Genomic DNA, 14,663 nt, shown 5'->3' with positions numbered 1-14,663 from the left:
CTTGTCATGCCGCGTGGCGCAGTTCCAGTACCCGGTCGCATTGCTGCGCGATGCCGGTGTCGTGGGTCACGACGATCAGCGTCTTGCCGTATTCGTGCTGCAGGGCGAGCATCTCGTCGAAGACGTGCTGGGCGAGCGTGTGGTCGAGCGCCCCGGTCGGCTCGTCGGCGAGGAGCACGTCGCCGGGTTTGAGGATGCACCGGGCGAGGGCGACGCGCTGCTGTTCGCCGCCGGACAGGGTCGCGACCTTGTCGTCGATGACGTTGCCGAGGCCGAGTCGCGTGAGCATGGCTTTGGCCTTGCGCTGCTTGACCTGCTTGCCGCCGGGCATGAACGCCATGCCGAGCATGACGTTGCCGAGGGCGCTCAGATCGTTGATGAGCGCATACGATTGGAACAGGTAGTTGATAGTCGTGCGGCGCAGCATGGTCGCCTTGCCGCTGTTGATGTCCGGCAGTTTTTGCCCGTCGAGTGTGACCGTGCCGCCGGTGGGCGAATCCAACAGTCCGATGATGTTGAGCAATGTCGATTTGCCCGAGCCGGACGGGCCGATGATGGCCAGACTGCCGCCGGTCGGCACGGTGAAGGACAGGTGCTGCAGGATGGTGCGGCTGCCGTAGGTCTTGCACAGATCGTTGACGATGATGCTCGTGGACATGGGATGCTCCTTGTATAAGCGCTGGTTGAAAACGGCTGAGTGTGGTTGAGTGATGGTTGAAACGACGCCGGAATGCCGGTCCGCGAATGCGGCGGTTCATTCCGTTTTGATCATGGTCTGCAGCTGGCTCGTGGCGAGCGTCCGCGACTGGACCGTCATGAGGACCAGCTGGAACAGCATGGTCACGGCGGCCGCGATGACGCCCGCCTGCGACCCCAGCAGCAGCGCTGCGAGCAACACGATGGCCGATACGGTGATGATGAGCGTGAAGGCCGGCGCGAAGATGCGTCGCAGTGGGTAGCCGAGTAGTCGTTTGACGGCGATGGTCTCCCGGTAGGTCATGGCGTAGATGCGGCATAGGGTGGCGACGCCGATGAGTTGGAAGATCATGGCGGTAATGGCGAGGCCGCCGAAAAGCTGCATGAATTCGGTGAGGCTTTTGCGCATGCCGGCGATGAAGTCGGCGGTCGTGCGGAAGACCGGATTGTTGTCTTCGAGATGGTACTTGGCGAGGTAGCCCGGTGCCGTGTACCGTTGGGCGGCGGCCGCGTCGAGTTTGATGTAGCTGTTCGTCAGACCGACCGCGCCGAGGCTTTCCGTCTCGAACGGCGTCATGTTCGCGCCGGTGGCCAACAGGATCACCGGGTCGGTGACGTCCGAAGGCTGGTCGGGGTCGTCGCTCCACGTGAACAGCGGCGTGGACGGATGGTAGGTGACGAAGCCGACGGCGCCCGTGTTCATGAAAGTGGTGTGGATGGGGCTTTCCCAGTCCTTGTATTTCATGCTGGTTTCGGTCAGGTAGCCGCGCATGCGTTCCTGTTCATTCTGCGGCATGGTGTCGGGGATCAGGTAGACGCGTTCGCCCGCTTCGGCCCGCGCCGCCACGTTCGGGTCGACGGTGAATCCTTGCGCGGCGAGGTAGTTCGGGGACATGGTGAAGTACCAGAACGCCTGTTCGGGAACCTGTTGGTAGAGGTGCCGCCAGGATGCGACGAGGCTGCGGCCGTAGTATCGGGTGTTGGCGAGGTATACGCCGTCTTCCCGTTCGATCGACGTGTACCAGTCGTAGATCTCCTTCGCATGGTCGTCGGACAGGCCGGACGTCGACGTGTGGTTCGTGCCGCGCGAGTCCTTGTACAGGATGCGCATCGACCGGTATCGGCTCCATTGCGCGCTCACCTGCGTCAGGTTGCGGACGCCGGCCATCGGCGCGTCCACCGCGTGCGCGCCGGCGACCAGTCCGGCCGACGCGAGCACGTACACGATCGCGATCACGACCAGCATCGCCCGTTTCGATACACGGTTGCGGATCGCCGCCACCGGCCGCACCGACAGCAACGCCAGTACGCCGCAACCCAACGCCAGCAGCACGATCGCGGCCGTGGCTAGGCTCGGCGCCAGCATGGCCAACGCCAGTTGCGGCGTGAACGGGAATCCGCTCAACCCCCAGCCGATGATGAGGACGGGGATCGGGATTATCACCGGCAGGAACAGCAGGAACGGACGGTACAATACGGCCCCGTACCCCAGTCGCGACCATCCGAGCAGCATGTACACGCCCAGGCGAGAGAACTCCTGGAACGTGCCCAACACCACGATCAGTATCAACGCCAGCGACGCCACGGCGATCAACGCCAGCGTGACCAGCGTCATGAAACTGTCCGTGAACGACGAACCTGACGAAGCCGACGTCAACTGGTCGCCGGCGATGCCGCTCGCCTCGCTCACGCGGGACACCAGATCCCGGAACTGACCGTCGTCCAATCCGACGATGCGATAGTCGCCGTTGACGGTGCCGGACTGACGCACCAACGCATTCAGCTGCATCACCACCAGACGTACACCCGTACGCGTGCCGGGCAGGTCGGCGATCATGTCCGGACGCACCTGGTCCAATCCCAACGTCGCGTTCTCATTCGTCGCCGTCATCAGCCGGGAGAGATTATGCTCATCCAATATCGATGCGCCGAGATACCGCAGTCGCATCGTCGAGGCATGCGCCGTCACGTCACCGTACACGCCCAACCGGTACCCGCCCGCGGAACCATCCACCGGCGACGTCAGCAAATCCGAACGCACGACCACACCACCGTCAGCGCCGACCGCATCCAGCAGCACGTTCAGGGTCCGGTCGGACCGGTCATGCGGCACATCGGACAACGACAACAGGCGACCCTGTTTCGGATACTCGCGTATCGCCGTGAAATACCCGTCACCCAACACGAACACCGACATCAACCCGGCCAATGAGACCAACACCACCATCAACACACAGACGGCGACCTTCAACAGCCTGTTCATGCTGCTCCCCTTCCCCGCCGCAACCTCGCGACGAATGTTATGGCTCCATGATCTTCCGGTTCGCAGGAGCCATCCATCGGGCGCGGGGATGAACGCGCGCATCATCCGTAAGGACGATGCGCGCGGTTCTCGCTGTGCTTGGTCCGCCGGCCGGGGACGGGTCTCCCCCATATCCGAGTGCGCTGTTGTAACGTTGGTCTGGAATTCGCATGCCAAATAGTTGGGAGGTACGATGAGCGACATTATCGAAACCGCGCGTCTGCTGCTTCGCCCATGGAAGATCGAAGACCGTTCCGAGGCCGCATCCCTGTTCAGGTACGCTTCGGACCCGCGGATCGGTCTGCCGTGCGGCTGGCCACCGCATCAGGACATCGAAGAAAGCATGCGCGTCATCCGTGACGTGTTCTCCCCGACCGAGCACAACTGGGCCATCACCATTCGGGACGCCGCGGCGGAAGACATCGATGCCGACGTTGACGAACCCGTCGGCTGCGTCGAATTGAAGCCGCTCCGCCACATCGATAACGGGCCGGACTGCACGATTGACGAACGCTACGCCCGGCACGTCGGCGGCAACGCGCTGGAACTCGGCTACTGGATCGGCCGCCCGTTCTGGGGCAAGGGATACATGCCCGAGGCGTTGCGCGCCGTGCTCGGCTACGCGTTCGACACGCTGCACGTCGACGCCGTGTGGGGTGCGCACTACACGGACAACACGCAGTCCGGCCGCGTGATGAAGAAATGCGGCATGCAGGTCGCCGGCGAATCGAAGCACAACCATTTCCCGCTCATCGACGAATACCATGACGAGACCCTCCGCATCATCACCGCCGGCGAATGGCAGACGGGGCGCGGAACCATCCGGTAGGTTCGCGGCAGACGATTCAGCGCTAACCCAAATCGTTCGTCGAAACGCCGTGGGGAATCGTAAACATCCGATCCTTCCCCGTGAATATGCGTCGCCATGACCAATACCAACCGATAGCCACCACGATATAGACTGTCTATAGGTCGATATTGCCAAAAACGACCTATAGCATCATTGTTGCGACCCTTGCAATGGTCGACTGACTGGAAAGCGGCGCATATGGGAACAGGCTAAAAAGCATCAGACAGACCGCGCATATGAGCCGGTCAACGAAGAGGCCGGAGGAAATCGCCGACGAAGAATATTTGCGGCGTCTTGACGGGTGGAGCACGTTCCGCTCCGGCATCACCCTGCGCGGGCATGAACTGTTCGTCGTCAACTTCCGCGAACTCGCCACCATCACGGACGATATCCGGGAGCGGGAGACGCGGGTCGCGGCATTATGGGACGCGCTGCCGCCGATCGCCAGACGCGCGTACCTGTACGATCTCATCGGCGAGGAGATGCAAAGCACCAACGGCATCGAGGGCGTGCGATCCACCAGGCAGGAGATCAGCCTCGCGTTGGAGGCCGCCACGGAACATGGAGGGCATGCGCGGTTCAGCGAGTTCGCCCGCCTGTTCCTCGCGCTCAGCGACGACGACCCCGCGCGCTACGCGCTGCCGGAAACGCTCGGGGACATCCGTGGCATCTACGACAAGGTCGTCGCCGGGGAACTCGACGACAACGACAGACCGGACGGCGACCTGTTCCGCAACGGCCCCGTGTACATCGACGAGCCCACGACCGGGCGGCGCGTCCACACCGGCGTCACACCGGAATCCGAGATCAAGGTCGCGCTCACGCAATGGCTCGCGCTCACCCGCAACCGGGACGTGCCGCCATTGATCCGCGCCGCCATGTGCCATTTCGCGTTCGAGTACATCCACCCGTTCTACGATGGCAACGGTCGTACCGGCCGGTTCCTGTTCGCCCTCCAGCTTCGACAGCATCTGAGCGTGCCGACCTCCATCAGTCTCAGCCCGGTCATCTCCGACGGCAAGAACCGGTATTACAAGGCGTTCGAGGACGCGCAGCACCCGTTGAACCGTCTCGACGCCAGCCTGTTCTCATATCGGATGATGGAATTCGTCACCGAAGCGCAACGGCGCATCATCGACGATTTGTCCATCAAACGATCCATACTGCTGCGGTCGTTCGCGGCACTCGACCGACTGCGTTCGGAACGGGACTGGAACGACGATGCCACGAACATCGTAGCCGCACTCATCCAAGAAGAACTCTTCGGGATCGCCCCCCCCACAGCGTAACCAGACCGCGGCTGCGAGAATCGATGGGATTGGGGCGGAACAGAACCAATCATGCGCTGGATGCCCTTGTCGGAGACAAAACCATCATCGCCACCGGGCAACGACCGGTACGATACGAATTGTCGGGCGCCATGCGCACCGCGATCATGGGAGAAGACCAACGATGAGCCGTCGATATGATGTCCGTTGACCGGATTTGTTATGGGATGGTGGCGTATGTACGACAGGAGACGGTTCCGTCTTGGGATGGTGGACAACGACCAGTTGACGTTGACGATGCTGACGTTGCTGGTTCATCGCGATCTTCCCGAGGTCGACGTGACGTGGGCGTGCCGGCGTGGCCGGGATGCGGTCGCCCGCTGCCTGTCGGCCGATTCGCGTCCGGATGTGCTGCTGGTGGATATGTCGTTGGAGGGGTTGAGCGGCGTCGAGGTGTGCCGGCAGGTGCGTGCGGCGACGGCCGATGTCGCGTTGATCGGCGTTACGTCGTTCTCGCTGGAGCATTACGCGGCCGACGCGCTGGCCGCGGGCGCGCAGTGCGTGATGGACAAGGCGCGGGTGAAGGATGTCTGCGATGCGGCGGTCACGCTGGTCAACGGTCGTATGCCGCGCACCCGGTATGTGTCCGATCTGACGGCCGCGCAGTCGCATGCGCTGCTCGCGAAACATGATGATACCGGCGCTGATAGCGATTCCGCTACACGCTCGGCGACTGCGGCCACGGCCGTCGCGTCGTTGACGGAGCGTGAGCGTGAGGTCATGCGCTTGTGCGCGCAGGGCCGGAGTTCGCGCGAGATCGGCGAGCTGCTTGGCGTTGGCGAGTCGTCGGTGAAGACGTATGTGATGCGCGCGGCGAGGAAACTGGGCGCGCGGAATCGGACGCAGGCGGTGGCCGAATGGCTGATGTTGCAGGATTAGTTCGCCGCGCGGGTGAGCGTGTTCGTGCCGCTGGCGTAGGGCCGGTCATGTGGTGCGTCGTGTTGCTGTCCGCCGGTCTGACGGTGTTGGAGATGTTCGAGTATCCCGCGCAGCTCGTGGCGACCACGGTGCTCACGGTCATCCATATCCTGTGCCTGCTGGTGTTGCCGTTCTTTCCGTTGCCGATGAGCGTGGCGGTCGCAGTCACGTATGTGGGGTGCGCGTTCCTGCCGGATATGAGCGGGGCGAGCCTGTTCTACGGCATGTGGGTCGCGCTGGCGGCTGCCGGACGGTACGGTCGGTCGCGATGGTGGCGGCTGTTGCCGCCGTTGATCGCCGCGGTGCGTTGGATGGTCTCGGCGCGCGCCGGCATCCCGTTCGGCGACTACGTGATACTACTGGTGTCGTTCTTCGTCGCGTATGCATTCGGCCGTGCGATGTCGTGGAGGGCCGTGGCCATACAGGCGGAACAGGACCGGCTGCGCTATGAGCGAGAGCGTGAACAGGTGGAAGCCATGCGCCGCGACGCGCGGGCTGCGAGCCGCATCCACGACGCGGTGACGAGCGAGCTCGCGTACATGGCCATGCGATTGGACTACGAACGGTCACGTTCGACGAACGACGAGCAACATACGGCGTTGTTCGATGATCTGTACCGGCGCACGATCGACACGCTCGGCGAGGTGCGCACGGTCATCGACATGCTCGACGGGGACGGTGAGGACACTGATACCGGATCACATCACGATCGCATCGGGGATGATCACGGCGACGGTGACGCATATCGGAGAGATGGCACCGACGACGGCAACACCGGACATTCCGGAGACGACGATATCGAAATCGGAAACTCGACTGCGGCTTCTTCGTCGTGCGTCACGTTCCCCGAGCGTATCCATGACGTACTGGACCACGGCGACCGATACCTGTCCCGGCTTGGTTTCGCCGGCGATTCAACGCTGATCGACAATCCGACCACGGACAAGCCGACGGATACGGCTGACGTTACCCACGAACGCGAGTCCGCCGTGATCGACCTGCTGCGCGAGCTGTACACCAACATCGCCGTGCATGGCGACCCGTCCGGCGAATACCGTGTGGTCGTGCGCCGCAACCGTGATGGCCTGTCTGTCGATCAGGTCAACGACATCGCCACACGATCGCTGTTGCCGGACAAACCCCACTCCGGCAAGGGACTGGCATTGCATCGCACCTGGTTCGCCACTCTCGGCGGTTCGATCAGCACGTCCGCCGAAGACGGCACGTGGATCCTGCATGCGGCTCTGCCGGCATCATCGAAGATGATGAAACCGTTACGAAACGACGGTCGTCCGTTGCATGACGACTTCCGATGAAGGCGCTCATCCATTCCTTTCCGTGTCCGGCGCAAGAAATTCGGGAAATCAACTCCATACTCCCGAATTTCCTGCACTGAGCAATCCGCAGCGCAAGGATTTCGGGAAATCAGCCCAGTCGTCCCGAATTTCTTACACTGACTGACGCTCACCGCAAGAAATTCGGGATGATCGGCCTCTTTCCCCGAATTTCTTGCACCCGGAGGCGTGCATGTGGTCGGATTGCCGGATTCCGTTTGCACAAGCATAGAGCGCACCACCTCCGTCGCTCCCAAGTCATCGGGCCACTCGAGAATGATGTGCCGCAAGCCCGCCCGGTGAGGATACGAGGTCGACCGACGCCCCCTGTCATTCATGGGACCCGGCCTCCACGTACCTCTGTCAGGGTCAACCTGTTCATCGATGAATCCGTCAACGCGGCACCATCATTCGGCCTCCACATGCACCAAAACATCAACCGAGGTTCTGCATCCCTATGAAGAATCCCCTCGCCCACGTCGGTGGATGACCGCCGACGCCCTTGTCGTCTTTGGTTGACGAATACTTCCCCGATTGGCACGATCCTGCGTTGACGATCATCATGGAGGAGTGAAACGCAGCAGTACACAGATGAGACTGTCCCAAAAGTCCATGGTGTTTTAAGAGGGAAGATTGCGATGATCGAGATTTCGAGGCTTTCCAAGACCTATGACGACAAGCGTGTGTTGGATGACGTGTCATTCCAAGTTGAGCAAGGCAAGGTTACGGCGTTGATCGGGCCGAACGGCGCCGGCAAATCGACGCTGCTGCACATCCTGCTCGGATTGGAACCGGCCAGTAGCGGTACAGCCTCGTTCGACGGCAAACGATACAACAAACTTGGCCCCGATCCGCTCATGGTCGTCGGTTCGTTCATTGACGGGCTGATGCCGTATCCATCACGGACGGGGCTCAATCATCTTCATTGGATCGCGCTGGCCGCCGGCATCCCGTTCTCCCGTTGCGATGAATGCCTGCGTCTTGTGGACCTGTACGAGGCACGCAACCGCATGTATAAGACCTATTCACTCGGCATGAAGCAACGGCTGGGCATCGCGACCGCGATACTGACCGATGCCCCGTATCTCATTCTGGACGAGCCGTTGAACGGTCTCGACCCGGAAGGCATCAAATGGGTGCGCGACTTCATCAAGGACTACGTCTCGGATCACAGGACCGTCCTGGTCTCCAGCCATTACATGGCCGAACTGGAACTGGTGACCGACCGCGTCGTGGGCCTGTCGAACGGGCGGAAGGTGCTCGACGATGACATCGACACGCTCCTCGACGGTTATGGCAGCCTGGAACAGGCGTACTTCAATGTGGTGAAGGAGTGAGCGTCATGGGAACGAATGTTTCATCATCCCGGTATGTGTCCTGCTCGCTGGTGCGGTACTGCGCGAACCGGCAGTTCTATTGGTCGGTGTTCGCTGTGCTGGCGCTCACCGCGCTGTTCGCGGTACTGGACGTGCAGACGATCTCCTCGACGGTGTCCATTGCCGCGGATGGCGCCATACGATCGGCTGATTCCCTGGACCCGGATCCGGCGCATATCGTGTCCGACGCCGTACTTGCCTCGCCCTACCAGACCTCGATCATCCTTATTCCGATCATCATGGCGTTGAACGTCGCGGCAGGATTCCGCACAGGAGACGAACGACAACTGCGACTGCTGGTCAACCGGCCTTGGCCGTTCGCGATCGGGGACGTGCTCGCGACCGTGATTTACTGCGCTGGCGTCTCACTGCTGTCATCCGCACTGAACGCGGCGATACTCGCCGCGACATTGAATCCTGCCTTGCGGCCCATGTTCCTCACCACGACCGTCGTCACGACGCCGTTGCGTGTCATGGTGTTCGCCGTGGTCATGGGACTGGTCGGATACATCGCGGCCGTGGCCACGAAACGCGACGTGCCGGCCTTGGTCGTGATCTTCCTGCTGCTCATGGTCTCGCTGTCCGGCGTGCTGAAGGCGATCCACGCGGACGTGCTGCTGCCGATGATCGGAGGCAAGAGCTTCGCGTTCGGACGAGTCGATGAAGCGGGCGATCTTCCGGTGAACGTTTCCGCAATCGTCATGGCCTGCTGGCTAACAGTGACGTTCTGCGCTGCGGCGACCATTCGTGGGCGGCTTCTTCGGCGGTTACAGGCGTAGGAGGCGGTCTCGTATGATCAAGGCCCTGCTCTACAAAGATATGACGTCACGCTCCCTGTGGATCGCATGTCTGGCAGCCGTGTGCTGGGTGATTGTCGTATACACGGTCGCGCTCATGCCGGTCAGCATGGATGTGTCCGGGAACAACCCGCTGAACGCCGGAAGCAGCATGACGCTTGCGTCGCAGGCGACGGTGATCATCGCCATTGTTCTGTCGCACATCGAGATTGGTTCAGGAGAAACGGTGATGGCAACGCTTATCGTCGGTTCCCACCGTTGCATGGCCTATGCCTTGATAACAGAGAAGATCGCAATCATTCTCATTGCCGGACTGTTTCTGGCCATGTTGGACACCATCGGCAACGTCATCGTCTACGGAGACGGCGATGTCTTCGGCCATCTTTCGTCCCGATGCCTGCTGTTAGCGGTCATGAACGGCATCGCAGTGCTGTCGCTGTCCATGTTCGTTGGGAACGTGCTGCTTGGCTTATCCATTTACCTGTTCGTACCCATACTGCTCAAACCGTTCATCATGTATCTGATACCTGCCGCGAACAGGCTGTTCTATCCGGCGGCGATACGCGAGGCAACTGCAGTGAACCGTCCACTTACCGGGACGTTGGTATTGCTCCTGTGGTTGCTTGCCTTCCTGATCATGGGTTATGCAGCGGCATTCAGACATGCATGTCATCGGTAACTGGCATGACATATTCACGTCAGCGGGCTGCTATAAGATAATTTATAGAGCCAGCCCTGCGGGGATATGGAAGTTGAGACCGGTGCTCCCGTGATTCACGGGACCCGGTCTCCGCGTATCTACACCAGTGCAACCTGCTCGTCGATGACTTTGGCGTCGGTAAACCGATCGAAATCCTGCAAACCCAGTCTGGTGTCCACATATGCTCCAAGAGCCTGATCCGGCAGCCACAGGAGCGGTTCGGCATCTCCTCGCATATGGGTGATTCTGATTCGCGAGACTACGCCCATACGCTCCAGCTGCATCCTGTGTGCGTTATCCGCCTTATTCAGGGCATCGGTTCTTGCTTCCAAGACCAGCTGTTCGATGCCGTAGCCCTCAAGGATGGGAAGCAGCCGTTCCAGACACTTGCGACGCGCACGTTCGTCCTTCATATGCGTCATCCGTTCGCCGACCACGATGATGTGAAGCGATTCCATTCCCTCCAAGGATTTGATTACCTCGTTTTTGAATCGTGGCGTCATGTCGTGCCAGTGCAGTTTCTTCGCGCCGGCGGGTTTCAACCGCATGAGTTCGCTTCTGATAGAGTCCAGATTCCCCTCGATCAGAGATGCGCCCATCAGATACCAAGAGTGATCCAGATCCTTGTTTCTGATGCTTTCGTCGCCCCAGGCGGTAGATAACATCGTAAACCTCCTGAAAGCGGTACCAACCGATAAATTCACCATGGTATCAGAACATGACATGCGCATTCGGCCTGTTGCAGGCCTCCTTGCAAGACGACGAAATAGCTTGTGAAACCCAACAAGAATTCCTTCTCAGGCAGCCGATCATATGGCGCTTTGTGTCGTCTTTGGTTGACGAATACTTTCCTGATTGGCACGATTCCTCGCGGCCGATCATCATGGAAGAATGAAACGCAGTAATACGCAACGGCAGGGTTATCGAAACGACACGACGGTTTTGGAGGCGGAACATCGTCAGCAGACCATCATCGGAATGTTGACCGTCGCGATCATTGCCGTTCTGCTGGTCGTGTGCGGCGTTGCCCTGTATCGCAGCATATCAGCCAATCGCTCGGTGACGGAGAACGCCCCGCAATCGGAACAAGCCGCGTACGATGCCCTGCGCAAGGTCAAGGCCAAGCCGTCGCTCGCGGACGATCAGGGCGGCATTCTGATCTCCAAGAACGGGTACGGCAGCAAGGTTGATGGCGTGCCGACTGTCGGCATGTATCTGGAGCCGCTGTGCCCGGGCTGCGCGCTGGTGAGCCGTACGCTCGACCCGACGATCACGAGCATGCTGGACGCGGGGCAGATCAATCTCGACCTGCATTTCATGACGTTCCAGGACTACAAAAGCAGCGACGAGTATTCGACCCGAGCGTTCAACGCGGCCGTCACGATCGCGCAGCAGGACCCGAACCCGGACCACCTGCTCGGATATCTGATGAACATCTACCGCGAGGACTTCCAGCCCGGCGAACTTGGTGAATACCATAGCGTGACCGACGACCAGCTCAAACGGCAGGCACTCGACGCCGGCGTGGACGAGGATACGGCAGCCAAGGCGTTCAATGGCCAATACCGGTACCGGGCATGGCTGAAAGCGGCGGACGGCTACACGATCCTTCGCCCGGAACTCTATGCGCCGGGCAGGAACGGCTTCTCCACGCCGACCGTCACCATCAACGGCCGCCGCTGGCAAATGGACGGCAACGATCTGAAAGACAGCTTCCTCACCGCCGTCGGGCTGGACGAGAACGAGATCGGCGATCCCGCTACCAAGCCGAAAAACTGATCAAGCGCGCGCTAACGTTTGAGGAGACGCTGATGGAACATACAAGTTGAGGGATTTCATGCGCCGATAACGCCCATCGCACGGTACCGTGACCGGTTATCGTGCGATTCCCTGTAATCTCGTGTAGCGCGTCAGCACATTGCATGATCAACGATGGTACCAGCGGCAGGAAGTATCGGCTGTTGATGCCGACGACGCCGGCCTGTCCGGTCAGCGTGAACTGCGTCCATATCGCCGCGTACACCAGCGTCACGCACCCTATGATCGCCGTCCACGAGATCAGCCAGAACATCAGTCGCCGTCGATCTCGTCTCCATGCGATGACGGTCAGCGTCAGGGCCGCAACGGTAAGCGTCCAGAACAGGAACAGCAGCGGCGGCTCCCACCATGACCATCCCTGCAAACGGACGATGCTGTAGAACATCCGCGGCAGGAACCTGTGCGGGGCGGTCACCAGTTCCCGTTGCCTTTGCAGCACCTCGTCGTATGGGACGCGTGACGGGTTCGTGGCGAATCCGGTTCCCAGCTTCAACCATGCCAGCAGCAACATAACCGGCAGCACGCATCCGGCGACGAGGATGAGCCGGGATCGCACCGGAGTACGACGGTGAGCGATCATCGGCAGCAGCGTCATGAGCAGGCACGGCGAGTACGCGAACTTCGACAACGCCAGCACCCCGGTCGTTCCGGCCAGCAGTATACAGTCGCCGGCGCCGAGCCGGTCGGATTGCAGGCATCGGATCAGCATGCAGGCCAATGGCAGGGATAGGGCGACCACCGTCGAGTCGGGAGAGAACATGAACGAATCCGGCACCGCCAGACACATAGCCAGCACCCCGGCCGACAGTCGAAACCAACGAGACGAGACCCCGGCCAACAAACGCAAGCCGATCCACACCGCCGCGAGATAGACGGCCAACTGGAACACCTCGGCGAGATAGAACCGCCATGCCGCGTCCAATCGCAACAGGCGTCCGACGGCGAAGGCGGCCAGCTGCGGCAGGTACGCGATCGGCGGGTACACGGCGGTGTTGTCGAACGGCACCTCGCTGCGACGCCCGTCGCGGACGGTGACGGACGCGGCGTTCACCAAACCGGATACGTAATGGCGGTCGTTGGCCAGTGAGAACGCGATCACATCATCGTCGACCCAGCCGCCCGTGTTGTGTTCCGCGTCGGGATGATAGTCGGACGTCGCGCGTACCGGGCGGGCGATCACGTCGCCGTTGAGCATCGCGTCCACACGGTACACGTGCGCCCACACGTCCGGCGTCGATCCCGGAGGTGTCAGCACGATGCCCAACACGCCGCACAGCATCACCAACGCGAGCACGATGACCGTCGTTCGACTCTGACGCGACCGGCCATCGTGACCATTCGGATACGGATTCATGACAAACCACCACAGGACTCCGCGGACCGGCACCATGCCGGACGGATTCCATAATGACCACACGCCGGCGATTCACGCCAATCGAGGCGGAATCCGTCATCTTTAGACGACAGCAGACAACGAAAACGCGGCAATCCGGTTGACCGAGTGTAATGCAATCCACATCGCAATAAGGGAGGGAGGCGACTATGCGGTTGGTCGAGACATGGCTGGCGGACCCAGAGCGCGCGTTCGACCTGTTCGCGAAGTTCCCGGCGGAGGAGACGGGATTCGAGAACCCCGCGGCCGGCATGAACCGTGAACGGTTCGCCGCATACGTGCAGGGTCTGCGCGACGAAGCGTTGGGTATTGGGTTGCCGGACGGCTGGGTGCCGGCCACCAAATACATCCTCGTCAACGACGAAGGCGAGTACGTGGGCATCTTCAACCTGCGCCACCGGCTCACCGACTTCCTGCGCGACGGGCCGGGTCACATCGGCTACGGCATCGCCCGCGAATACCGTGGCCGAGGCTACGCGACTATCGGGCTGAAGCTCACGCTCGTCAAGGCGCGCGAGCTCGGCATCCGGGAAGCGTATCTGAGCGTGCGCAAAACCAATCCGGCGAGCCTCGTGGTGCAGCAACATTGCGGCGCGCGCATCGACCACGAGGACGAACGGGAATACTACACGCGCATCGACACGAGCGAAGGAACAATGCGCGATGAGTGACGATCCGACGATGTCACCCTTGCCGTTGCCGTCGGAATACGTCGATCTTCCAAAAGCTGAGTTCATGACGCCCGGACCGGAACGCGATCGGCTGGTCCGGCTGATTCTCGACGGCATGAAGACCGCCACCGCCTCGCTGCTGATCGACTATACGGAATGCGGCGAGCCGTTGCCTCGCATCGGCGATCGTTCCGTACTGGTCGATTCCAACGGACAAGGCGTGGCGGTATTGGTCACCACCGATGTCACGGTGACCCGTCTGGCCGATGTCACCGACCAGCACGCATTGGCCGAAGGCGAGGACGATATGACCGCGGCACAATGGCGGCGCACGCACGAGGAGTTCTGGAACTCCGCTGAATATCGCTCCTATTTCGCCGATCCGACGTTCCCGATCGACGACGACACCCTCGTCGTACTCGAATATTTCAAGGTCGCTGAACGGCTCTAGCATGGCATAGAACATCGGGAAGGAAGTCT

The 14,663-nt window shown here is 61.1% G+C and carries 14 protein-coding genes; 10 read left to right on the top strand and 4 right to left on the bottom strand.

What is annotated here, in order from left to right:
- Nucleotides 1-4: 4 nt before the first annotated feature.
- Nucleotides 5-658: an ABC transporter ATP-binding protein gene (locus tag JS541_RS07365; RefSeq protein WP_214373805.1), complete on the bottom strand. Its 654-nt coding sequence runs from the start codon at nt 656-658 to the stop codon at nt 5-7.
- Between the two features lie 96 nt (nt 659-754).
- Nucleotides 755-2,959: a hypothetical protein gene (locus JS541_RS07360; RefSeq protein ID WP_214373804.1), complete on the bottom strand. Its 2,205-nt coding sequence runs from the start codon at nt 2,957-2,959 to the stop codon at nt 755-757.
- Nucleotides 2,960-3,191: 232 nt separating this feature from the next.
- On the opposite strand from JS541_RS07360, the gene JS541_RS07355 reads away from it, so the two are divergent.
- The 7 genes from JS541_RS07355 (at nt 3,192) to JS541_RS07325 (ending at nt 10,280) form a co-directional block, all read left to right on the top strand.
- Nucleotides 3,192-3,827, top strand: a complete 636-nt coding sequence (locus JS541_RS07355) for a GNAT family N-acetyltransferase (protein ID WP_214373803.1) — start codon at nt 3,192-3,194, stop codon at nt 3,825-3,827.
- Between the two features lie 257 nt (nt 3,828-4,084).
- Nucleotides 4,085-5,137 (top strand): Fic family protein, encoded by a 1,053-nt coding sequence (locus tag JS541_RS07350; protein WP_240539278.1) that lies wholly within the window; start codon nt 4,085-4,087, stop codon nt 5,135-5,137.
- 216 nt (nt 5,138-5,353) lie between these two features.
- Entirely contained in the window at nt 5,354-6,055 is a 702-nt protein-coding gene (locus tag JS541_RS07345) for a response regulator transcription factor (protein ID WP_214373802.1), read from the top strand.
- Nucleotides 6,034-7,410: a hypothetical protein gene (locus tag JS541_RS07340; protein WP_214373801.1), complete on the top strand. Its 1,377-nt coding sequence runs from the start codon at nt 6,034-6,036 to the stop codon at nt 7,408-7,410. The genes JS541_RS07345 and JS541_RS07340 overlap by 22 nt, the downstream gene beginning before the upstream one ends.
- A 656-nt stretch (nt 7,411-8,066) precedes the next feature.
- Nucleotides 8,067-8,765, top strand: a complete 699-nt coding sequence (locus JS541_RS07335) for an ATP-binding cassette domain-containing protein (RefSeq protein WP_214373800.1) — start codon at nt 8,067-8,069, stop codon at nt 8,763-8,765.
- A gap of 5 nt (nt 8,766-8,770) precedes the next feature.
- The gene (locus JS541_RS07330; protein WP_214373799.1) at nt 8,771-9,583 is read left to right on the top strand and encodes a hypothetical protein; all 813 of its coding nucleotides are present in this window, start codon (nt 8,771-8,773) and stop codon (nt 9,581-9,583) included.
- Nucleotides 9,584-9,596: 13 nt separating this feature from the next.
- Complete coding sequence (locus tag JS541_RS07325; RefSeq protein ID WP_214373798.1) at nt 9,597-10,280, top strand: hypothetical protein; 684 nt, start codon at nt 9,597-9,599, stop codon at nt 10,278-10,280.
- Nucleotides 10,281-10,399: 119 nt separating this feature from the next.
- Here JS541_RS07325 and JS541_RS07320 read toward each other — a convergent pair whose 3' ends face one another.
- Nucleotides 10,400-10,966, bottom strand: coding sequence for a hypothetical protein (locus JS541_RS07320; protein ID WP_214373797.1), 567 nt, complete (start codon nt 10,964-10,966; stop codon nt 10,400-10,402).
- Nucleotides 10,967-11,192: 226 nt separating this feature from the next.
- On the opposite strand from JS541_RS07320, the gene JS541_RS07315 reads away from it, so the two are divergent.
- Nucleotides 11,193-12,080, top strand: a complete 888-nt coding sequence (locus JS541_RS07315; protein WP_214373796.1) for a thioredoxin domain-containing protein — start codon at nt 11,193-11,195, stop codon at nt 12,078-12,080.
- Here the strand turns inward: JS541_RS07315 and JS541_RS07310 are convergent.
- Entirely contained in the window at nt 12,061-13,473 is a 1,413-nt protein-coding gene (locus tag JS541_RS07310) for a DUF2142 domain-containing protein (RefSeq protein WP_214373795.1), read from the bottom strand. The two genes, JS541_RS07315 and JS541_RS07310, sit on opposite strands and share 20 nt — an antisense overlap.
- A gap of 188 nt (nt 13,474-13,661) precedes the next feature.
- Between JS541_RS07310 and JS541_RS07305 the strand changes: the two genes are divergently transcribed.
- Entirely contained in the window at nt 13,662-14,183 is a 522-nt protein-coding gene (locus JS541_RS07305; protein ID WP_214373794.1) for a GNAT family N-acetyltransferase, read from the top strand.
- Nucleotides 14,176-14,634 carry an ASCH domain-containing protein gene (locus tag JS541_RS07300; RefSeq protein ID WP_240539277.1) on the top strand — a complete coding sequence of 153 codons (459 nt, stop codon included), beginning with the start codon at nt 14,176-14,178 and terminating at the stop codon, nt 14,632-14,634. The genes JS541_RS07305 and JS541_RS07300 overlap by 8 nt, the downstream gene beginning before the upstream one ends.
- Nucleotides 14,635-14,663: the final 29 nt, after the last annotated feature.

The sequence above is a fragment of the Bifidobacterium sp. SO1 genome, assembly GCF_018555335.1.
Taxonomy (GTDB): domain Bacteria; phylum Actinomycetota; class Actinomycetes; order Actinomycetales; family Bifidobacteriaceae; genus Bifidobacterium; species Bifidobacterium simiiventris.
The sequence above is the reverse complement of the archived record's forward strand: the minus strand, read 5'-3'. Positions and strand labels throughout refer to the sequence as shown.